14 protein-coding genes are annotated in these 21,601 nt (G+C 44.8%); 12 read left to right on the top strand and 2 right to left on the bottom strand.

Annotated elements, in window-relative coordinates:
• Nucleotides 1-41 precede the first annotated feature (41 nt).
• Together NST40_RS01475 and NST40_RS01480 are read left to right on the top strand one after the other, a co-directional pair.
• Nucleotides 42-1,226: a polysaccharide deacetylase family protein gene (locus NST40_RS01475; RefSeq protein ID WP_081387385.1), complete on the top strand. Its 1,185-nt coding sequence runs from the start codon at nt 42-44 to the stop codon at nt 1,224-1,226.
• A 140-nt stretch (nt 1,227-1,366) separates the two neighbouring features.
• Nucleotides 1,367-2,383, top strand: coding sequence for an AI-2E family transporter (locus NST40_RS01480; protein WP_036687315.1), 1,017 nt, complete (start codon nt 1,367-1,369; stop codon nt 2,381-2,383).
• Between the two features lie 107 nt (nt 2,384-2,490).
• Here the strand turns inward: NST40_RS01480 and NST40_RS01485 are convergent, their stop codons facing one another.
• Nucleotides 2,491-2,877 (bottom strand): hypothetical protein, encoded by a 387-nt coding sequence (locus NST40_RS01485; RefSeq protein WP_038568262.1) that lies wholly within the window; start codon nt 2,875-2,877, stop codon nt 2,491-2,493.
• Between the two features lie 256 nt (nt 2,878-3,133).
• Between NST40_RS01485 and NST40_RS01490 the strand changes: the two genes are divergently transcribed.
• The 9 genes from NST40_RS01490 to NST40_RS01530 all read left to right on the top strand — a co-directional run bounded on the left by NST40_RS01490 (nt 3,134) and on the right by NST40_RS01530 (nt 19,334).
• Nucleotides 3,134-9,013, top strand: coding sequence for an S-layer homology domain-containing protein (locus NST40_RS01490; protein ID WP_342410347.1), 5,880 nt, complete (start codon nt 3,134-3,136; stop codon nt 9,011-9,013).
• A 406-nt stretch (nt 9,014-9,419) separates the two neighbouring features.
• Nucleotides 9,420-11,174: an adenylate/guanylate cyclase domain-containing protein gene (locus tag NST40_RS01495; RefSeq protein WP_256718934.1), complete on the top strand. Its 1,755-nt coding sequence runs from the start codon at nt 9,420-9,422 to the stop codon at nt 11,172-11,174.
• Nucleotides 11,171-12,916: a FecR domain-containing protein gene (locus tag NST40_RS01500; RefSeq protein ID WP_081387387.1), complete on the top strand. Its 1,746-nt coding sequence runs from the start codon at nt 11,171-11,173 to the stop codon at nt 12,914-12,916. Before NST40_RS01495 ends, NST40_RS01500 begins: the two co-directional genes overlap by 4 nt.
• Nucleotides 12,917-12,951: 35 nt before the next feature.
• Entirely contained in the window at nt 12,952-14,421 is a 1,470-nt protein-coding gene (locus tag NST40_RS01505; protein WP_341000936.1) for a stalk domain-containing protein, read from the top strand.
• Between the two features lie 245 nt (nt 14,422-14,666).
• Nucleotides 14,667-15,206: a MarR family transcriptional regulator gene (locus NST40_RS01510; RefSeq protein WP_076220058.1), complete on the top strand. Its 540-nt coding sequence runs from the start codon at nt 14,667-14,669 to the stop codon at nt 15,204-15,206.
• Nucleotides 15,207-15,233: 27 nt separating this feature from the next.
• On the top strand, nt 15,234-16,688 hold the full coding sequence (locus NST40_RS01515; protein ID WP_342410348.1) for an aryl-sulfate sulfotransferase: 1,455 nt from the start codon (nt 15,234-15,236) through the stop codon (nt 16,686-16,688).
• 22 nt (nt 16,689-16,710) lie between these two features.
• Nucleotides 16,711-17,751, top strand: coding sequence for an ABC transporter substrate-binding protein (locus NST40_RS01520; RefSeq protein ID WP_076127032.1), 1,041 nt, complete (start codon nt 16,711-16,713; stop codon nt 17,749-17,751).
• Nucleotides 17,752-17,762: 11 nt separating this feature from the next.
• Nucleotides 17,763-18,539: an ABC transporter ATP-binding protein gene (locus NST40_RS01525; RefSeq protein ID WP_076220059.1), complete on the top strand. Its 777-nt coding sequence runs from the start codon at nt 17,763-17,765 to the stop codon at nt 18,537-18,539.
• A gap of 15 nt (nt 18,540-18,554) precedes the next feature.
• Nucleotides 18,555-19,334, top strand: coding sequence for an ABC transporter permease (locus NST40_RS01530; protein ID WP_342410349.1), 780 nt, complete (start codon nt 18,555-18,557; stop codon nt 19,332-19,334).
• 45 nt (nt 19,335-19,379) lie between these two features.
• On the opposite strand, the gene NST40_RS01535 is transcribed toward NST40_RS01530, so the two are convergent.
• Nucleotides 19,380-20,147, bottom strand: coding sequence for a hypothetical protein (locus NST40_RS01535; RefSeq protein ID WP_076304748.1), 768 nt, complete (start codon nt 20,145-20,147; stop codon nt 19,380-19,382).
• A 279-nt stretch (nt 20,148-20,426) separates the two neighbouring features.
• Between NST40_RS01535 and NST40_RS01540 the strand changes: the two genes are divergently transcribed.
• Nucleotides 20,427-21,539: an extracellular solute-binding protein gene (locus NST40_RS01540; RefSeq protein ID WP_342410350.1), complete on the top strand. Its 1,113-nt coding sequence runs from the start codon at nt 20,427-20,429 to the stop codon at nt 21,537-21,539.
• Nucleotides 21,540-21,601 lie beyond the last annotated feature (62 nt).

Consider the following 21,601-nt stretch of genomic DNA (forward strand, 5'->3'; position numbering starts at 1 on the left):
GTTACATAGGGACAAGAAATGTTGTTAAGGAGATTCTGAGATTGAAAACAAAAAAATATATGCTGCTTGTTGTCATAGTTCTACTGCTGAGCCTTGCTGCTATTTTGAATACACAACGTGAACCTTCAACAATTATTATTAACGTAAATGGTCAAATGATAAAGACGATAGCTGCCAACCCAGCCTCGCCTGATGATCTTATGATCCCGAAGGCGGTAGCTGAACAGGCACTAAATACACAAATCGGCTGGCAGAAATCCGGACCTCTTCCAAAAGGTATTTACTACAGAGATCAGGTGGCTGTGCTGATGTATCATCATCTTTCTGAGAAGCCCATGCCACAGTTTCCTTGGGTGTTATCGGTTGATCGGTTTGATGATCAAATGAATCTGCTGAAGCAGGAAGGTTTTCATGTGATCAACATGGCGGAATACCGTGAATTTATGCTGAATAACGGCGCAGTTCCGGACAATGCAGTGCTGCTGACCTTTGATGATGGATATGAGAGTTTCTATAAATTGGCGTTCCCCGTTTTGCAAAAATACGGATATACAGCCGTTAATTTTGTTATCGTATCTACAATAGATCACCCAGATCCGAATAGCGTACCGAAGCTCACTTGGGAGCAAATGCGGGAAATGAAGCATGCTGGGATGGGATTTTATAGTCATACCTATGATTTGCACCATTATGGGGTTGTCGATGCCGAGGGCGGGCAGCGGCCAGCTGCAAGTGCCTTGTTATATGTTGATGATGAGAACAGGAATGAGATGAATGTCGAATACTACAGCAGAGTTACACGTGATCTGGCTAAGGCGGAGCAAAGGCTGAAGGAAGAATTGGGCAATACGGATTCGGCGATAGCTTTTCCTTATGGGTCCTACAATGACAGATTGCTGGCTGTTTGTGATTCGCTGGGGATTTCGCTGACCTTCAAAATTGAGGATGGGATTAACACCAGAGCGGATCGGAATGCCGCACGAATTAACGGGGGAAGTGAGACACTTACCGCTGCGTTGACGCTTGATCAGATGAAGCATATCGATTTGCCTATGGAATTGACCTTGAACAACCAAAAGGTGAATATGGTAAGGAATTCTCCTGAAATGAGGAAGGGAACCTTGATGGTTCCATTTCATCAATTATGCAAAGATCTGCATATAGATATGAAATATGATCCGAAACGCCGAATCGTTGAATTGATTCATATGGATGCAGGAGCATGAAAAGTGTCACTTTTATAGATGATGAGATTACAAAAAGTGAGTAAATTCGTCATTTTAGGCGAATCACTAGTTGCTATAAGTGAATTCCTTACTGTAGACTATAAACAGAGTACTAATTGGTAAGCGAATGGAGAGAACTGATGGAATTGTTTAAGCGTTATTACGCAAATTTAACGGTCCGGCGTTTTTTGATTTTAGGATTGGTTGCTCTACTGCTATTCAGTATTAGAGATATGCTTAATTTGGTACTGTTGACGTTTTTGATTGCGTATGTAATGAATAGCTTTCAAGTGCTGCTAACGAAGCGCATTAACAAATATGTAGCAGTTAACAGCAAAGTGATTATTGTTATTCTATACCTTGCCTTAATCGCTGTAATTGTCATAACCCTCGTTAATTATCTGCCTAAGGTTTTCATACAGATTAAACAGTTAACGAATTTTTTGACCAATTTGACCCCTGAGAACATCCCGCAGAATGATATAGTGCAGTATATATTCGCCCAGCTTAAGGATTTGAACTATCAGTCGTACATGAAAGACGGTATTGAATATGTCTTGAAAATAAGCAATTGGGGCACCAGCTTTGTTTTATCAACTATTTTGAGCTTTGTATTTATACTTGAGAAGAACAGGATCGTTAGTTTCACTTCCCGCCTTAAAGAGAGCAAAATCTCTTGGTTCTATGTAGAGCTTGAGTATTTTGGCAGAAAATTTATCTCCTCTTTCGGAAAAGTGATCGAAGCACAAATTCTGATCGCGTTGTTTAATACATGCTTTACGGTGATCGGGCTCTGGATTTTAGGTTTTCCTTACCTTTTCGCATTATCCATTATGATCTTCTTGCTTAGTTTAATTCCGGTTGTAGGTTTTGTTATCTCGCTAATCCCACTTTGTATTATTGGTTACAATATTGGTGGCCTAGTCATGACTATCTATGTACTGGCAATGATTGCCGTGCTTCATTTTGTAGAAGGCTACTTCCTAAATCCTAAACTGATGTCATCCAAAATGAATTTGCCTATGTTCTATACGTTTATCGTGTTGTTATTCTCTGAGCATTATCTCGGGGTTTGGGGTCTGATTCTGGGGATTCCGATCTTTGTATTCTTCCTTGATATTCTGGAGATTAACAGAGAGAACAAGATAGGGACTTAGGGATTCTGTTATAAAATAAGTATTAAATATACAAAACCCGGCTAAATGGAAGATCCATTTAGCCGGGTTTTTTTTGTGTATGTTACAGCGTCGCTGTATGTATTCCCTTAACCGAAGGAAGTATGGACACTATCTGAAACGATGTCCCTCAGCTCCGCTTTATATGCCGCATACTGCTCGGTTGTTATGCTTCCAGCGGCTAACCGTGAATCCAATTGATCCGTTAGCTGGGCAACCTGTAGATCGATTACAGCTTCAATATCTTGGCCTTGTTCTGATGCAATATCTTGAAGTGACTTACCGTCATATATGGCCTCGTATAGATCCTCGTCCGTTGGCTGGTTAAGTACCTCCAATAATTCGTCTTGATCCGCGACCTCTGCCGTGGACCATTTTACAGGCGAACTTGCATTAGCGGTAAGACTAGTCCAAGCATTTCCGAAAGACATCACTACAACTACCGTTCCGACTATGATCACTCTTTTTATATCCATTAGAGTCCTCTTTTCTTGTTCTGCAATAACTTATCTTGCTTAAGCATCCGTCTAAAGTATCGTTTAAAATGGGTTCTAACTAGTTATATTGTAACCCGCGAAGCTGAACTGAAGCTTAAGCAATATTAAAAATAACCTAAAGATTTAACACGGCTATGATATAGCGATAATACACCGCAGGTATACTTTCCAGATGAGATTCATTGCATATTTATGCATTGAATCACAATCAAACAAATGGGGAGTGTTCGGAGTTTTGAGAATAACAGCAAAAGCTAAACGTTTATTTTCCAGCATAATTGCCAGCAGTTTGATGTTGGGAATCATGGCTCCAGCAGGATATGCCGAAGAGCAGCAGCTGGAGACGGAGCAGACATCTTCCGAATTAGAGGCGCATTTTGATGAACAGGTTGAGCTCGACACGCTTTTAAGTCAACCGACTGTAATGGCAGAGGTGTACGCGGTACCTAATAATCCAGGAGCGCTACTGATTACAGAGGTTGTTCCGGATACTAAAAATGTAAAAGGGACAGATGGAACCTCTGTAGATGGTTACGAGTTTGTTGAGGTCTACAATAATACGGACAAGCCGGTTAATTTTAAGGATTATTATTTCTTTTATAATGACAAAGATTCATGGGCACCTAATGGTGATGCTGTAATACCGGCGCATGGAAATATTGTTTTCTGGATTATGAACGGCAATAATCTGAATGTTCCTACGGAGGATTTCATCAAAAACTTTAATCCTTCTGCAGCTTTGCAGGAAGGAGTGAATCTGTTCCGGATCAACGGTGGCGGGGGGATGGCTAACACTTCTGCGCGTAATTTACAAATTAAAAGCAAAGCAGGAGATACGCTAATTGTTTCTGCTTCCTATGGAAAAGAACAGGTGAAGGAGAATAACGGGATCTTCTATCAATACTTGCAAGCAGATAGCTCCGTTATGAACCTCATGGTGAATTCGGGAACGGTTGTGGCTACGCCTGGAACCGTAGAGGCAGAACAAGTGCCTGAGCTAGTTCCTGGGAACAAGCAGCCAGTGATTAAACATATTGCACAGAGTAGTGTCGATCCAGCCGATCTCCCTATCAGTGCGAAGATTACTAATCTGGAAAGCGGGGCAGATGGATCACTACCTGTAGTGAAGCTACAGTATGGCTCTCCTTCTCAGGCGAAAGATACGGTAATCACCATGACCTCAAAAGGTGGGGATGAATATGCGGCAATGATTCCTGCAGCTGCGCTGGAAGAGCCGGAGCTGCATTACAGCATCCGCGTTAATAATGTGACAGAGAGTTATTCTGTTCATGTGAACCTGCCGGCGTTTGATTCGAATAATGTGCCGCCGTTGTTAATCACAGAGCTGCTGCCGAATTCGACGAATGTAAAAGGAACGAGCAGCGACGCTTTTGAATTCATTGAGATCTATAACAATACTGATGCACCTGTTAATTTCAAGGACTACAAGGTCTATTATCGTTATCCTGATAAAGGTAACGCTTCCGATGTGAAGTGGCCTTCGACGCCAGAGAACTTTCTGATTCCTGCACAGCAGTCCGTGGTGTTCTGGGTTATTAATAGTGCCAATAGTACTTACACTGCTAATGATTTCAATACAGAATTCAACACAAACTTAATTGAAGGCACCAATCTCTTTTTGATCAAAAGCGATGGTATGGCGAACTCTGGCCGCCGGGCAGTCGTAATCAAAAGTAACACGGAAAAAGAAATTTCCTCCGCGTATTATGATGCTGACCTCACCTACGATGGTGGAGCTAAAGGTGATGACACCAAAGAGAATAAAGCCCTTCTATATAAGTATCCTGTGAATGGGCTGAGCAAAATGCTCAAGATCAGTACGGGGTCAGCCGTTCCGTCACCAGGCCAGACGGATGTAACACAACTTCCAAGCACACCGATCCATGTGGAGCCGGATACAGAGAAACCAACAGTAGAAGATCTGACGGGCGTAACGGAGATTGATCAGTCGCTGGGTCTCGATTTGAAGGCTTTTGCTGATGACAATAAAGCTGTTACTTCTGTGGAAGTTAGAGTGTCTTCGGACAAGCAGCCGGAGGCTGTTAGCCACAATCTATCCCAAGACTTCAACGACAGCTTGTATCACTTCAAATTGACCTCTGCGGATTTGATTGGCAGAAATGAAATCCAGTATTACTTTGTTGTTTCTGATGGAACGAATGAAACACAATCTCCAGTAATGAAAGTAAAAGTTACAGGAGGACAGGATCAATCACCCCTTCGTTTGAATGTGAAGGAAGGGCAGTTGATCAATGGCTCCGTGACCGTAAAGGGAACCTCTGCCACCGCTAAGGCTGATGTCTTAGGCTTGAGCATTGACAGTAAGTTACTGGGCAATAACGAGACATATAATGCACTGGAGAATGATGCCTACTTTGTATTTGAAGCTAAAAATGTGGACTATTATTTTAAAAATGCGATCACGATGGGACCGGAAGAACTAGGAGATGCCAGTATTCTGTATACCTTTATGGACCCGATTACTACGTATACTACATTGACTTTTCCTATTTCTTCTGCCGCTTTAAAAAAGGGTACGGATAATGTGATTTACATTCGGGCGGGCTCTAAATCATCTCCATTTGATCCTCGTCCTGAGGAGAATAAGGATGATTTTGAAGTGAAAAATGTTCGTCTCCTGCTGGCAGATGGTACCGAAATTTGGGACCCGGCTTATGCAGAACGTGATAAGGAAATCAAGATGGGGGACAGCGCAGGTAAGCATGAATCCCTCGGCTTCCAGTTTGATCTAAAAGCGGATTTGTTCCGTTCAAAGGCGTACAACTGGAATACTAAGGAAGCAACTGACGGAGAACATAAAGTAACGCTTACCGAAGGTGTAACGAAAGTATCATCAAACGTAATTGTCGACAACACGCCACCATCCATCAAAGCATCCATAGAAGAAGGACAAACTTACCGTGGCAATTTTGAAATTGCTGCTGAAGTTAAGGATACTTATGCGGGTGTAGATAAGGTCAGCGTGAAGCTGGATGGTAATGTTATTGAACTGCCCTATGCTACTTCATCCGGGAAGTTATCGGCTGGGGAGCATACGCTTTCTATCACAGCCTTAGATAGGATTGGCAATCAGGCAGAAAAGGTCATTACATTCCATGTACCGAATGAGAATCCATTTGCGCCACTGCTTATTTCTCCTACAAACTGGGAGACCGCTGTAGGTACTAATCCGACTTTAAAGGTTAAGGTTGAAGATCCTAATCAGGATAAGATAAACGTTACCTTCTTTAGAGGATTTAAGTACGATGCTAACCATCCGGAGCAAGGCTTTGCTGGGTTTATAAATGCATCCGATACAGAGCCGCCGAAACAATCCGTACCTGCGGGCGAACAAGCGCTTAGCAGTGATGACTACAGTAAAATAAGTGCGGTGGACGGACAATATTTAATTAATGATGCTGTCAATCAATTCCCTTATCAGCGTTATGAAATTAAGCTGGATGAGTCGGTTAAGGCGTCAGATCGTGTAGATATTGAATGGAAAGGGAATTCGTTGCCGGGACGTAAAGTAAGTCTCTACGCATGGAGTCCAACTCAACAAAAATGGGTACAGCTGGATCATTTAATCGCTGGAACAGAGGATTTTGAGCTGAAATCCACGGTTACAGCTGGAGAATATGCTAATGGAAATAGCATTGCAGTAATGGTTCAGGACGAAATTGCTTCGGTGGCTAAGACAGCACCAACAGTAACACAAGATACGTATGACTTTTCTTTTGTATGGATGTCTGATACACAATATTATTCACAGAGCTACCCTTACATTTACCGTAAAAATGTAGAATGGATAGCTGACAACAAAGAGAGCTTGAACCTGAAGTATGTTATTCATACAGGAGATATCGTGGATAAATCCTATCAGGAGTATGAGTGGAAGGAAGCTGACCGGGACATGAAGGTTCTGGAGGAAGCTAACATTCCTTATGGTGTTCTTGCGGGTAATCATGACGTAGGCCATCAAACCGGGGATTACACGAAATTCTGGGAGTATTTTGGAGAGTGGAGATTCAAGAATATGCCGACCTTCGGTGGCTCTTATGACAACAACAGGGGCCATTACGATTTAGTGTCTGCGAACGGAAATGATTTTGTTATTGTATACATGGGCTGGGGATTGGCTGAGGAAGAAATCGAATGGATGAATGAGATCGTTGCCCGTTATCCAGAGCGTAAAGCGATTCTTTGTCTCCATGAATACTTGCTGGTTTCTAATAACCGTGCGCCTATTGCAGATAAGATTTTTGAGATGGTTGTGAAACCTAACAAAAACGTAATCGCAGCACTGTCCGGCCATTATCATGATGCTGAGCTTAAGGTAGACGAGCTGGATGATAACGGTGACGGTATTCCAGACCGCAGTGTCTATCAAATGCTGGCAGATTATCAAGGCGCTGAAGAAGGGGGTCTCGGCTATATCCGTCTGCTTCAGTTCGATGTGGCTAATAACAAACTTCGCGTGAAGACTTATTCGCCTTATTTGGATGATTATAACTACTATGATGAAGACGAATATCCAGGCAAAGATGAGTTCGTTCTGGATCTGGATTTACAGCCTGTGACTAAACGTGTGGCTACCGACTATATCGGAGTCAAGGTTTACAGCGACCAGGAAATTGCGGCCAATCCACAAGTAGAGAGTGGCGCGGAGACTCAGGTCACTTGGCGTAAGCTGAATCCGGATAGCTACTACCAATGGTATACAAAGGTTGAGGATGATCACTCCGGTAGTGAGCTTTCAGATATCTGGGGCTTTTACACTGGAAAAGAGGATGTGATGCCGACACCAGAGGTGACACCAACACCAACACCGACACCAGAGGTATCGCCATCGCCAGAAGTGACGCCGACACCAGCACCAGAGGTGACAACGGCACCTCCGGTAGTTTTACCAGTGCCAACAGTGACTCCAACGCCTACAGCCACACCTGGAGCGGGAAAAGGAAACATTGAACTGGCATTAGGAAGTAATGGGACGTATACAGCTGATCCGTCAGCCTTGAAGAAACTGATAGAGGAAGCTGCTACAGGGGGAAGCCTAAAGATTAGCGCAGGCGGAGCAACCTCGGCTCAAGATCAGATTAGAATTGCTCTTGATGCAGCCGCTGTTCAACAGGCTGTCGATAAGAAGTTGAATTTGAATATTGTTTCATCTAACGTTACCTTGAGCGTACCAACAAGCTCCTTACCAGCTATTCCGGCAGGCAGTGATATGCTGCTACTAAGCATTGATACGAGTATGATATCTGTACAGGCCAATGACGCTGGAATGAGTCCATTCAGAGCTAACGTTACGCTGAACCTCAGTACATCTGCAGGAGGCAAAGAAACGGCTATCCACCAGCTTAAAGGTGCTGTTACGATTACCTTGACGCTGACTAAGGAACAGCTTGCTAAGCTTGATACAGATTTTGCGGGTGTCTATTATGTAAATGGCAGCACGTTGGAATATTTGGGTGGAGTGTTTAAGGATAATACTGTTACCTTCACAACAAATCACTTTTCCTCCTTTGCGGTACTGGAATACCATAAGCAATTTAGGGATACTGCTGGTCACTGGGCAGAGTCGTATATTTCCAAGCTGACGGCTAAGCATGTGATTAAAGGGATCGACGATACGCATTATGGACCACAGGCGAATGTAACCCGTGCAGATTTTGTTACACTGGCCGTTCGTTCTCTCGGATTGGATGAAGCAAATGGGGCTATCGTACAGAGTGCTTTTGCAGATGTATCTAAAGATGCTTATTATGCACAGTCGATAGACAAAGCTGTCCAGCTTGGATTGATCCAAGGCAGTGATGGCAAGTTCCGACCTAAAGATGCGATTACTCGTGAGGAGGCGGCAGTTGTCCTGCAGAAACTGATGCAGTATAAAGCAGGATTGCAAGCTTCCGTTGCTGCTGCTGCAAGCTTTAAGGATATGAATAGTGTATCTGAGTGGGCGAAGCAAGCGGTAATTGATTTGCAAGCAAAGGGAATCCTTGACGGCAAGGGCGACAATAACTTTGACCCTCGTGGCAAAGTGACCCGTGCTGAAATCGCAAAACTGTTATATGGAATAATCAAATTATAAGATAGGTTGGCAAAGGCAGGCAGAGGAGACTCTGGCCTGCTTTTTGTCTTTTTTGCGTGTAGTCTCCTTTTTCTTCTATGTAAAAAGGAAATTTCCACTATTCATATGATTTTTCATATATAATATTTTTGAATTAATTTTAAATTTTCAGAATCTTTCAAAATAAAAGTAAATTGCAAGGGAAGCTGGCATTGTCTCTTCTCTAGTACCGTTTTTGTTAGCAGTAATTCAGCTCTTTACGGCACTTCTTCCGCTTGGCGCAGGGCTTGGCATTCATTTATGGGTGCTTGTACTCCTCATCCTGTTATTCACCGACCCCTTCTTCTTTACGTATCAATATCCAACATACTGACCGCTGGTTTGGACTCATTCCATAATACATAGATTGGAGATACCGACTTTGAGAATGAAGTTAGCACATATCCTCCTTTTGCTTACTGCGGTTTTTGCGTTCCTTCTGTATCGGGGAAGCCTTGATTCCATCGATCAGCAGTTACAAGATCGTGTGATGCAGCACGAGAGAGATGTGGATACTACGATTGCTATCATCGGGATTGACGATCAGAGCTTGGAGGACTTCGGCAGCTGGCCATGGAGCAGAAATGTTCATGCCCAGCTCTTGGATACACTCTCCGAGGGCCATCCTGCAGTGATCGGCTTTGACCTCACATTCCCAGTGGGCTCGGAGGATCCGGAGGCAGATGCCGAATTCGCTGCGGCTGTCGCACGAGCGGGGAATGTAGTCCTGCCTGTATATGGCACGTTTGCCCCAAATACTGAGCAGGGGAAGATCGAAGCGTTGGAGTTATCCCAGCCGTTTGAGGCTTTAAGAGAGGCAGCGGCTGCGACCGCCCATATCAATACCATTACCGACATGGACCATGTGGTGCGTAAAGCTCTTTTTTCTTTTGACTATGAAGGTAAACCTATTAACAGCTTGTCATGGACACTCTATCAGAAATATCGAGAGGCGATGGGGGGGACTGCGGATCCGCAGAAGCTACCTTTAGATAAGTTTGGGCGCTTCTATATCCCCTATTCAGGCGGCAAGGGTGATTTTGAAGAGATTCCCTATTCGGAGGTGCTTAACGGGGAGGTTTCTCCATCCTATTTTGAGAATAGAATTGTGCTTATCGGGCCGTATGCTACAGGGTTTAAGGATGACTTTCTAACCCCGATCAGCGGTAAAAACACGTTATACGGCGTGGAAATACATGCGAATATTATTCAATCGCTGCTGGACAATAATTATAAACGCGTGCTGGATTGGAAGTGGAACGAAGTAGTTTTGTTACTAGCTGCACTCCTGGCATATCTACTATTCCGTAAAGTGAAGATGCTATATTCCTACGCTGTCATTGCGGTCATTATTGCACTCCTTATTTTTGCAGGTCGTTATTTCTATGATCAGGGAATGGTGATTTCACTAGGTTATGTGATTCCGTTTCTAATTATTAGCTGCATTGTCGTGATAGGGTTTCAATATTTAGAAGAACTGATGGAGAAACGTAGGGTTACGGATATCTTTGGCCGATATGTTGCCCCGCAAGTTGTGGATCAAATTCTTAAGAAGGGTCAAGAAGGATTGAAGCTGGGGGGGAGCCGCAGAGAGCTAACCTTGTTGTTCGTGGATATTCGCGGGTTTACTCCGTTGTCGGAGGCTGCTGAGCCTGAGGAGATTGTAGAGATTTTGAATGAGTATCTGGATCTCACCGCAGGTTGTATTTTTAAGTATGATGGCACATTGGACAAGTTTATCGGGGATGCCACGATGGCGATTTTTAATGCTCCATTGCTGCTGGAGGATCATCCGATGCAAGCGGTGAAGGCGGCGTGGGCGATGAAGGAAGGCTCGTCTGCAGTGGAACAAAAGCTGTTCGAGCGTTTTGGCTTAGTCGTGAAATTCGGCATTGGGGTGCACACTGGCCCAGCTGTATTCGGGAATATTGGCTCGAAGACACGGATGGATTATACAGCGATTGGAGACACCGTCAACACGGCGGCCCGTCTGGAAAGCAATGCGAAGCCTGGACAAATCCTCATTAGTGAAGCTACCTACGCTTTTGTAAAAGATAGAGTATCAGCTGTTTCATTAGGAGAGATCAAGGTAAAGGGCAAGGAGCAGGGAATCAGTGTCTATGAATTGGAGGGATTGAGATGAAGTCGTTAAAGCTTACACTGGCATTTGTTCTTTTGTTCAGTATTCTTTGGCCAGCGGTTGTCACAGAGGCGAAGGATAGCGTCAAAGTGGGGAAAATAACTGCGGTCTCAGGCAAGTCAGAGGTGAAGAAAAGCGGAGGAACCAAGAAATTTAATGCTTTCAAAGGGATGGCGATTACGCAAGGCGATACGATTATAACAGGCTCGGACGGACAAATCAGCCTCGACCTTGATGCCAACAAAGAAGTTACGATCGGAGCAAACACTACGCTTACCATCAGCCAACTAGTCGAAAGTGCCAAAGCGCTGGGCGGTAAGACAAGTCTGAAGCTTCAAAATGGGCAGGTCCTGATCAAGGTGAAAAAGAAGCTGGAGGGTGACTCCCGGTTTGAGATTGAGACCCCGACGGCTATTATGGGCGTTATGGGCACAGAGTTTTTTGTTAGCGTTAATAGCCAAGGCAATGTAGTCCTTAATGGTGGGGCAGGAATTAACGGCGATTATTTGGGAGTTCTGGAAGGAACAGTTCATGTAGTTTCGCCTGTAGATGCTACTCTTTCTCAATTAATAGGAGCCTCCCAACAGCTTATTATAGAGAATCAACAATGGATACAGGGGCACTTGTCCCTGAATGTATTGCCGCAATTTGCGTTAGAGCAGCATTTGGAATATCTGAACGAAGAAGGGAAATTAACCGAAGCAATAAAAGATCAGTTCGATCGACTATTTGAGCAAATAAAAGCTACTATGCCTGTCCACCCACCTATACCATCAATTCCACCTAAGATTAACTATGATCTATCTAGTCGGGCTCCCTTAGATATAACGAAACCAACACCACCGACGAGACCAACGCCGACACCGGAGCCGACGTCAACACCGAAACCGACGCCAACACCGGAACCAACAGCAACGCCAACACCGGAACCAACAGCAACGCCGACGCCGGAGCCGACAGCAACGCCGACACCGGAACCAACGGCAACACCGACGCCGGAACAGACGCCAACACCGGAGCCGACAGCAACGCCGACGCCCAATCCGCTTGACGCGCCTGAGCTGAACCAGCAGGAATTTAGAGAACATATCTATGACTATCTCGTCCGTAATAATGAGATTGCTTTGCCGTTTACGGCACCTTTAGCCTTTAATATCGCAGATGACTCTAATCCTAATGCTGCGAGGGATGGGGTGAGTGTTACTTTGAATCAGAGTGCGGACAAGCTCGATTTAGGAGAGGTATACATTCGAGAGAATGAGCTTATCATTCAACTGCGGGGATCACTTCCTTATAAGTCATTCGTTCAAATCAAGGTTAACGGTGGTTTGTTAAAGAATGCCCTTACCGGGGGGCAGGTACAGGAAGAGGATCAACAGATAGCAGACGGCGGGTTTTACTTTGAAGGAGAGATCACTCCGAGTTATTTTAATCATACGGGTCCTATAGGTGAAGATGAAGCACCGGAATTTATCATCCATTCGCTAGGTTATGATGTAGGGGAGATTAGATATCGTTATGAATATGATCTTGGAGATCCGTTACCGCTAGAAGATACGGATTATGTACTGGATCGGAATGATGAGAATACCTTTGTGCTTAAACTTACTCCAGAATTTTTGAATAGACTAACTCCCGAACCTTATAACGTTATCATTCCTCTGGTGAGGATTGAAGATACTGAAGACGGCCCTGTACAGGTAATAGTAGACACGCTTAAGATCAGCTTATCTTTGTTATTTTAAAGGCGCAATAACCTTCGGGAGGAGAAAATAACGTTATGAAAAAAGAACTCATCTCCATCGCTTGCGGAATTATGCTTATAAGCGCAGCCCTACCTAATATCGTAGCCGCAGAGGTATTGCAGCCTATAAGTGGTGACATTCAAGGGAGTATAGTCCAGAATGTTTCGTCTAATGTTGGACTCTCTCTTAAGCAACCGTTGGGAGTGGCAGCAGTGCCTGGCAGCAATGACCTCATTATTGTGCAGTCAGCAAGCGGCACAATTAGCAAGTGGAGTAACGGAACCCTACAGACGATAGCCGGAAAAGGTAATACTGGGTATAGTGATGGGCAGTCAGCAGAGGCTTTGTTTAATCATCCGACGTACACCGCCGCTGACAGTAAAGGTAATATCTATATCAGTGATACCGACAACCATGTGATCCGCAAAATAGAGGGAGGCACAGTCTACACCCTTGCAGGAACGGGAGTCGCCGGGTACAAGGATGGACAACCCAATGCGGCGCAGTTTAGCTCTCCGGGTGGCCTAGCCATAGACAGCAATAATAACTTATATGTAGCGGACACACTTAATCATGTGATTCGTAAAGTTACTCCAGAAGGGGTCGTTACTACATTTGCGGGTCAGCAGGGGAATGATGGTGCTTATCTGGATGGAGCGGTAGCTTCGGCAAAATTCAATGAGCCAGTGGGTCTTACGTTTGATGAGTCCGGTAATCTCTATGTAGCTGATAGCGGAAATCAGATGATCCGGTTGATTAAAGGCAGTAAGGTTGAGACCTTTGCAGGCAAATCAACCACAGTTGACCCTGTGACTGGCTATATGGCTGGAGGATTCCAGAATGGAGACCGACTGTCTGCTCTATTCAATCGTCCACGGGGACTGGCTTATGCTGATGGAGTACTGCTGATTGCTGATAGTCTGAATCATCGGGTTCGGGCTATTCAGAAGGACGGCAAGGTCATTACAGTCGCAGGACAAAGTACCGCGGGAGATCGGGTCGGAGCTTTGGACGATGTAATGTTTAATCAACCTTCCGGTATCGCTCTTGTGTCCGGGAAGCTGTATGTGACGGACACGTTAAATAACAAATTGAAGGTATTAGATCTCGATGTACAGGCCCTTAAGCCACTGCGTAGTGAAGCTGATCTGCTGGATGCCGTTCCGCTGCTGCCAGCAGGTAAAAACATGCAAGTATGGTTGGACGGAGTGCAAGTGAAATTAAATACCTCTAATCTGCCACTTCAGGAGTCGGGTAAAATATATTTACCAGTTAGAGCGTTATTTAGCTCATGGGGAGCGGACATTAGCTGGAACGCGGTCAACAAGGAAACCGTGATTAGCAAGGGGGATTGGACACTTTCCCTTAAGCCTGACGCAAGTCAGAAGGTACAGATCCTAAAAGGTACTTTATACGTGGCAGCCGATTATCTGCCGACCATTTCATCTTTTATGCAGGTATACGATGAGGACAGTCTCGCAATTGTGCTGGAAAGTGGTCTATAAGCTTCCGAGTTGGAGGACACCTTTGAAGGTGTTCTTTTTTTGAATATATAAAACACTTACTTGACAGGTAGGAATAAAGGGGTATATGATATCACCAATACTTAAACAGTAATTAAATGAACAGTGAAATAATTCAACTGAGCTGATTGGACCACCAAAGGCTCCCGTACTTTTCCCTTGTCAGGGGTAGGTGCTGGGAGTCTTTTTTTATGGGCTGATTGGGAGAAAGCAGAGGTAAGTAAGCCATGAACGAACAATATTGGAGACAGCTGGAGGAGACAGATTGGGCATTTCGCAAGGCGGTTCGCAGATTCGTGAAAGAGCGGGATAAGGTCGCCGTAGCAGGCATCTCCTTACCAGGCATGCTGATTCTGCACAAAATCATTCGCGATGGTGAACAAAGGCTAGGAGACTTAGCGGATGAACTAGACTTCACCTCAGGTGCGATTACCGCATTGAGCGATAAGCTTGAGGCGGGTGGATATACCGTGCGCAGACGTAAAGAAGGCGACCGTAGAACGGTAATGCTGGATATTACGGATAAAGGCCGCAAGCTGGCGGAGCAGAACAGCAACATCGGAGAACGATGTATTTCGCTTTTGTTTGAGGGGTTTACGGAGGAGGAATTGGCGCAGCAAAATGACTTTTATCAGCGGATCATTAGCAATTTGGAAGGATTCTCGGATATCCTGCTGAAGCTCGCCAAGGAGAATGCAGAGACCTCTCCAGCCCTTGAACAGAAGCCACGAACAACCACCAAAAAGAGTAATTATCTTAGCTACTAAAAAAATTGAACGTAGGAGAGATGAACGATGGGACATTCAACCATTTATCCAACTGGAGCAACCGTATATAACCCGAAGAAAGCCTGGAGTGGCTATACCGTATTTCAAGCTGGTGAAGAAGGTGTTGTACTGATTGATATGAACGGTAAAGAGGTGCATTTGTGGAAGGGGCTGCTTGGATTTCCGGCTAAAATCTTCCCGGGTGGTTATGTGCTGGGCAGCACAGGAAGAAGAGATCCTAAATTCGGAATACAGGATAATGTAGATCTGGTACAGGTGGACTGGGATGGGAACATCGTGTGGAAATATAACAGCTATGAACATATAGAAGATCCGGGTTATGAACCCCTCTGGTATGCCCGCCAGCATCATGACTATCAGCGCGAAGGCAATCCGGTCGGATATTTTGCACCGGGGCTTGAACCCAAGGTAGACAGTGGAAAAACGCTAATTCTTGCTCATAAAAACATCTACAATCCTCAAATCTCCGACAAACAATTGCTTGATGACACGATCCTTGAGGTGGACTGGGAGGGGAATATCGTCTGGGAGTGGGCTCCAAATGAACATTTTGATGAGCTAGGCTTTGATGAAGCGGCCAAAAATGTACTATTTCGTGATCCTAACTCACGCTCTTTCGGAAATCTAGGTGGTGGTGTTGGAGACTGGCTGCATATCAATTCGGCTTCTTATGTAGGACCCAATAAGTTTTACGATGCAGGGGATGAGCGTTTCCATCCGGATAACGTGATCTGGGATGCGCGTGAAGCAAATATTATTGCGATCACGGATAAGCGTACCGGAGCCATCGTTTGGAGAATCGGTCCGGATTACTCGCTGCCAGAAGTGAAGCATATCGACTGGATCATTGGCCAGCATCATGCGCACATCATTCCGAAAGGTTTGCCGGGAGAAGGCAACTTACTTGTATTCGATAACGGGGGCTGGGGCGGTTATGGTCTTCCAAATCCATCTTCTCCTTTTGGGCAAAAAAATGCACTCCGCGACCACTCGCGAATTCTGGAGATTAATCCCGTGACTTTTGAGATAGAGTGGCAATATACAGCGGCAGAAGCAGGTTTCTCTGTCCCAACCGATTCTTATAAATTCTACAGTCCATATATCAGCTCCGCTCAACGGCTTCCGAATGGCAACACCTTAATTACAGAAGGTTCTAACGGCAGACTCTTTGAAGTTACGCCAGAACATGAACTGGTATGGGAATATATTTCGCCATTTACGGACTCCAGAAATACCAATATGGTCTATCGTTCCTACCGTGTGCCTTATGCATGGGTACCACAGCTGGAAACGCCAGTTGAACAAGCGATTGAGCCAATAGACGTAACGCAGTTCAGAGTCCCGGGGTCTGCACCTAAAGGATCGGATTCTGTGGTAAGTGTGGCGACAACCCTGCCATTTGTTGAAGGAGCTGCTTGTGTAGCGACGACGGATGAAGGCAGCAGCCGCAAGGTAAATTAACAAATTTGAGGAGATGGGTCGGTTGAAAAAATCATGGATCAGCTCAAGCTTTCTGCTCTTATCTTTATCAGTGGTTATCCTTTTATCGGGCTGCAGCTCCAAGGGCGACGCGGCTGCCTCTAATGCCGCTAAAGAGGGAGCGGCGAATAGCAAAGCAGAGACATTAAAGATAAAAATTGCTGACATCAATACGAATCCCACTTTTCGGGTGGCACTAGATAAAGGCATCTTTGCCAAACACGGGATTGACGCTGAACTGGTCAACTTTGGTTCCCCTGCGGAAGGTGTAAATGCCCTTTTTATTAAACAGGTGGATGTGGCTTTCGGGGCAGACTTCCCCTTGCTGAACGCAGTGGCGAAGGGCGATTATGCTATTATCGCCTCGGCGGGATTAGCGACTGATGAAGCGTCCACTGAATGGAAATTGTTCGTACAGGATGATATTCAGAAGGCTGAAGATTTGAAAGGGAAAAAGCTGAGTTTCATACGCGGCACCTTCATTCCGTACCTTTGGGATGAATATTTGAAAGAGCATAATGCTGCTCTCGGTGATGTGGAGTTAATAGGACAGGGTGCCTTTGATGAAGCTTATATCGCTTTGAAGCAAGGTGCTGTGGATGGAGCATGGTTTTATGGTTCGGTTCTGAATGATAAGCTCTATGCACTTAAAGGTGTTCATGAACTGACGGATATGTCTAAAACCACGGTTCGATTGGGGATGGGGATTGTAACGGGAAATGATTTTGCGGCTAAGAATCCGCAAGGTATAGCGAATTTCCTAGCAGCGGTGGATGAAGCCGGAGCCTATGCTCAGGCTCACCCAGATGAGGTTGCTGATCTGATGTATAAGGAAGTGAAGCAGCCTAAGGAATCAACGATAAAAGATCTGCCGAATAATCCGTGGGCACTAGGATTTACTCAAGCAGCGTATGACAGTTTGACCAAGCAGAAGACATATATGGTCGACAACGGAATCATTGAGAAGGATTTCGATCTGGATAGTAAACTGAATCTCGAGCCGCTGGCGAAGGCATTGCCAGAAGAGGTTACGTACAAGAAATAGGGGGGTTCAGCATGTCATTACCTGCTAAGCAGCATACCATTCATATTGAGCAGCTCCGTAAAAGCTACAGCGAACCGACTGCTGGGGACGTTCACTACATTATAAAAGATGTAGATCTCGTAATTAAAGGTGGGCAATTCTTCGTTCTACTCGGGCCGAGTGGTTGCGGGAAATCAACACTGCTGAATATGATCGCCGGGTTTGTCTCCAAATCCGGTGGGCATCTACGGGTGGATAATGTAGAGGTGAATAAGCCTGGCAGAGATCGGGCGGTGGTGTTCCAGCAGGCGGATTCCTCCTTATTCCCTTGGTTAACCGTCCGTCAGAATGTGGAGTTCGGATTGCGGATGAAGAAAATCGCAAAGGCGGAACGGCACACAATATCGGATAGGTTCATCGGGCTTGTTGGGCTGAACGGGCATGAGGAGAAGTTCCCGAAGGAGCTGTCTGGGGGTATGAAGCAGCGTGTTCAGCTGGCTCGGGTGCTGGCGAATGATCCAGCGATTCTGCTGATGGATGAGCCATTTGGTGCGCTGGATGCGATGACGCGCCGAACGATGCAGAAGGAATTGGTCAACATTTGGCGCCAGACACATAAGACGGTGATTTTTGTAACTCATGATATTCAGGAGGCGTTATTGCTGGGGGAACGAATTGGCATTATGTCCGTAGGACCGTCTTCTAATATTACGGATATTTATGACAATACACTGCCGTATCCGCGGGACGTAACCTCACCGGAATTCTACTCGTTATACAATCAAATTCAAGGTCATTTCGAAGAATAGGATAGGGTGAGACAGATGAGAAAATGGGTGGAGAAGAAGTGGGTTTCCGTAACCCTTCTATGGATTACCACGTTCTGCGTCTGGCAGCTTGGAGCTGTAATCTATGGCCCCGATGTGATCCCCGGACCATGGAGTACACTTAAGGGCGGACGGGAGCTGCTGGAAGACGGAACCTTGCTGCAATATATCGGGATTAGCTTTTACCGGGTGCTCATTGGTTGGGTACTCGGCAGTTTACTGGCGATTCCCGTAGGGCTAATCATTGGGAAGGTGAACTTGATCCGTATTTTTGCGGAGCCTTTCCTGAACTTTATCCGTTTTATCCCGCCGATTGCATTTATTACATTGTTCCTAGTATGGTTTGGTATTGGGGAGCAGTCGAAGATTGCGTTAATTATGTACGCCACCTTTTTTATCGTGGTGCTGAATACTTTAACCGGTGTGATGTCCGTGGAAGAGGACAAAATCCGCTCAGCCCGCAGTATGGGCGCCAGTGAGTGGCAAATTCTGGTTCATGTGGTTGTTCCGGCGACGATCCCTTATATTTTTACGGGTATCCGGTTAGCGATGGGCACCTCATATATGGCGATTATCGGCGCGGAAATGATTGCTTCGAACGAAGGTGTAGGTTATCTGATCTGGAATTCCCGGTTGTTTTTCCGTACGGATTGGATCTTTGTCGGGTTGTTCTGCCTTGGCTTTATGGGCTTCTTTACGGATCGTCTTTTTGGCTGGTTCGGTAAGAAGGTGCTTTACAGATACGGTGTTGTCAGTGTGGCAGCGCGTAGACGGTAGTTATATTCATACATGTAAAACTGCCTGGAAATGTCGGGCAGTTTTTTACTTGGACTGAAGTTTATACGAATATTTTTTGTCATTGTAATTAAATTGGATGGAATCCAGTGATGAGGGATTAAGAGAATAATCATTTATTTTTTCTTTGTTGCCAGTCAGAAGATTATAAATATAAACTTCGTAACTATAGCTACCATCTGCATTTCCAGGAAGTATGGAAACCGATAGATAAAGTTTTTCTTTTTCATCAACTGCATAACTATAAAATTTACCTCCAGATGAATGGAATTGAGCAATTTCTTTATTAGATGTTGGATCGTCTACTTTCATCACCCAAGCTTGTTCTCGTATCGGCTGAGCTCCATCAGTGAAAATGGAAAAGGTATGATAGAGGATATAATCATCTAATCCAAAAACGCCGCTAACCACCAGAACAGCATCGCCATCATTTAAAGGTAACGTCAATAGCTTCTTGGACTTTTCTACAGCTAGTGTTTTTTCATTAGGAGAACTTAAATAGAAAGTGAATGGCTCTGTTGGAAAATAAAATGGATTTGCTTCTGTTCCAGGGGCAATGTTCATTTTTGGGGCTGGCAACCATACGATACCGGCAGAGGTATTGACAGCGTAGTTGTATTGTTCTGTATTCTGATCACGTAATGGGAGGGTGTAAAGATCACTGTTTATTTGAATGATTTTATTACTTGTATCTGGCGTGTTATTTTTAGGAGGAGTAGCTGCATTGTTGCAAGCTGAGATAAGCAAAGTACATAGAAATAAACCTGTTACCATCTGAATTTTTGTAAACGGCATTTTTCAAGCTCCTCTGAGGGTCATTTCTTATTATGAATAAATACTACTATACATCAGTAAAGTTCTATTTTAGTGTAATTAATGTAATTATTTTCATAAAAACATTTCTAAGGGAAACGGCGGTCATCTAAAAAAGACGACAGGTCGTTTCTTTTTATTTACAAATATTCCTATTCTCTTTAATGCCGCGAAAATAGTACACGCCTATACTGCAATTGGGTGCCTAACAGTTGGACATAAAGAAGCCCGCAAATAAGAAATAGGAGTGAAGGGGAAATCATGAAAAAAGGGATCAAAAATCAATTATCGATGGGTCTAATGTTATCCTTGCTCGTCCTGTTGCTTGCTGCTTGTGGAAATTCAGCCAAGGCTGAAGAAACAACGAATGGAAAGGCTGGCACCAAAGAATTAAGTCTGACTGAGATCGAGAGTAAAGCTAAAGAAGAGGGCAGTATCGTCAGTGTAGGAATGCCGGATTCCTGGGCGAACTGGAAAGATACATGGAGTGATATGAACAGTAAGTATGGTCTTACACATTCGGATACCGATATGTCGAGCGCGGAGGAAATTGCCAAGTTTGATGCGGAAAAAGATAAACCAACGGCCGATATCGGAGATGTGGGGATTGCGTTTGGCTCGGTTGCCGTGGATAAAGGGGTAACCCAGCCTTATAAAACATCCTACTGGGATGAAATCCCCGATTGGGCTAAGGATAAGGACGGGAATTGGATCGTCGGCTATCAAGGCACCATTTCTTTTCTGACTAACACTAAGCTCGTGGCGAATCCACCGAAGAGCTGGGAAGATCTGAAGAACGGTAACTACAAAATCATCGTTGGTGATGTAACCAAGGCTGCTCAAGCACAGATGGCTGTATTGGCCGCAGCGATGGCCTTTGGTGGCGACGAGTCGAACATTGAACCGGGGATTGCTTTTTTCGAGGATTTAGCAAAAAACGGACGTCTCTCCAATGCAGAAGCTTCCCTTGCCAACATCGAAAAAGGGGAAGTAGAAGTTACCCTGCTGTGGGATTTCAACGCTTTGAACTATAGAGATCAGATCAACAAAGATGGTTTCGCAGTAGCCATTCCCCAGGAAGGCAGTGTCGTGAGCGGGTATGCCACGATCATCAACAAATATGCGCCGCATCCTAACGCGGCGAAGCTTACACGTCAATACATCATTAGCGATGAAGGACAGATTAATCTTGCCAAAGGTTACGCTCGTCCGATCCGTGACAGTGTAACATTGCCGGATGATGTTGCAGCTAAGCTGTTGCCAAAAGAAGAATACGTCAACGCTAAGCCTGTTGGTGATTACAAGGTATGGGAAGAGACGGCAAAAATCATTCCTCAATTGTGGCAGGAACGTGTGCTTGTGCATTTGAACTAGTTCTCCCCAAAAAAGAAGCAGGGCGCCTTCGTCACGATGCCGTAAGGCGCCTTTGTTCTATT

The organism is Paenibacillus sp. FSL R10-2778 (genome assembly GCF_038593035.1).
Classification (GTDB): Bacteria; Bacillota; Bacilli; order Paenibacillales; family Paenibacillaceae; genus Paenibacillus_AQ; species Paenibacillus_AQ odorifer.

Excerpts from the sequence above, each read along its gene's own strand:
- NST40_RS01480 (WP_036687315.1), top strand. The coding sequence starts at position 1,367 with ATGGAATTGTTTAAGCGTTATTACGCAAATTTAACGGTCCGGCGTTTT.
- NST40_RS01510 (WP_076220058.1), top strand. The coding sequence starts at position 14,667 with ATGAACGAACAATATTGGAGACAGCTGGAGGAGACAGATTGGGCATTT.
- NST40_RS01515 (WP_342410348.1), top strand. The coding sequence starts at position 15,234 with ATGGGACATTCAACCATTTATCCAACTGGAGCAACCGTATATAACCCG.
- NST40_RS01540 (WP_342410350.1), top strand. The coding sequence starts at position 20,427 with ATGAAAAAAGGGATCAAAAATCAATTATCGATGGGTCTAATGTTATCC.
- NST40_RS01505 (WP_341000936.1), top strand. The coding sequence starts at position 12,952 with ATGAAAAAAGAACTCATCTCCATCGCTTGCGGAATTATGCTTATAAGC.
- NST40_RS01495 (WP_256718934.1), top strand. The coding sequence starts at position 9,420 with ATGAAGTTAGCACATATCCTCCTTTTGCTTACTGCGGTTTTTGCGTTC.
- NST40_RS01485 (WP_038568262.1), bottom strand. The coding sequence starts at position 2,877 with ATGGATATAAAAAGAGTGATCATAGTCGGAACGGTAGTTGTAGTGATG.
- NST40_RS01525 (WP_076220059.1), top strand. The coding sequence starts at position 17,763 with ATGTCATTACCTGCTAAGCAGCATACCATTCATATTGAGCAGCTCCGT.
- NST40_RS01535 (WP_076304748.1), bottom strand. The coding sequence starts at position 20,147 with ATGCCGTTTACAAAAATTCAGATGGTAACAGGTTTATTTCTATGTACT.
- NST40_RS01500 (WP_081387387.1), top strand. The coding sequence starts at position 11,171 with ATGAAGTCGTTAAAGCTTACACTGGCATTTGTTCTTTTGTTCAGTATT.
- NST40_RS01530 (WP_342410349.1), top strand. The coding sequence starts at position 18,555 with ATGAGAAAATGGGTGGAGAAGAAGTGGGTTTCCGTAACCCTTCTATGG.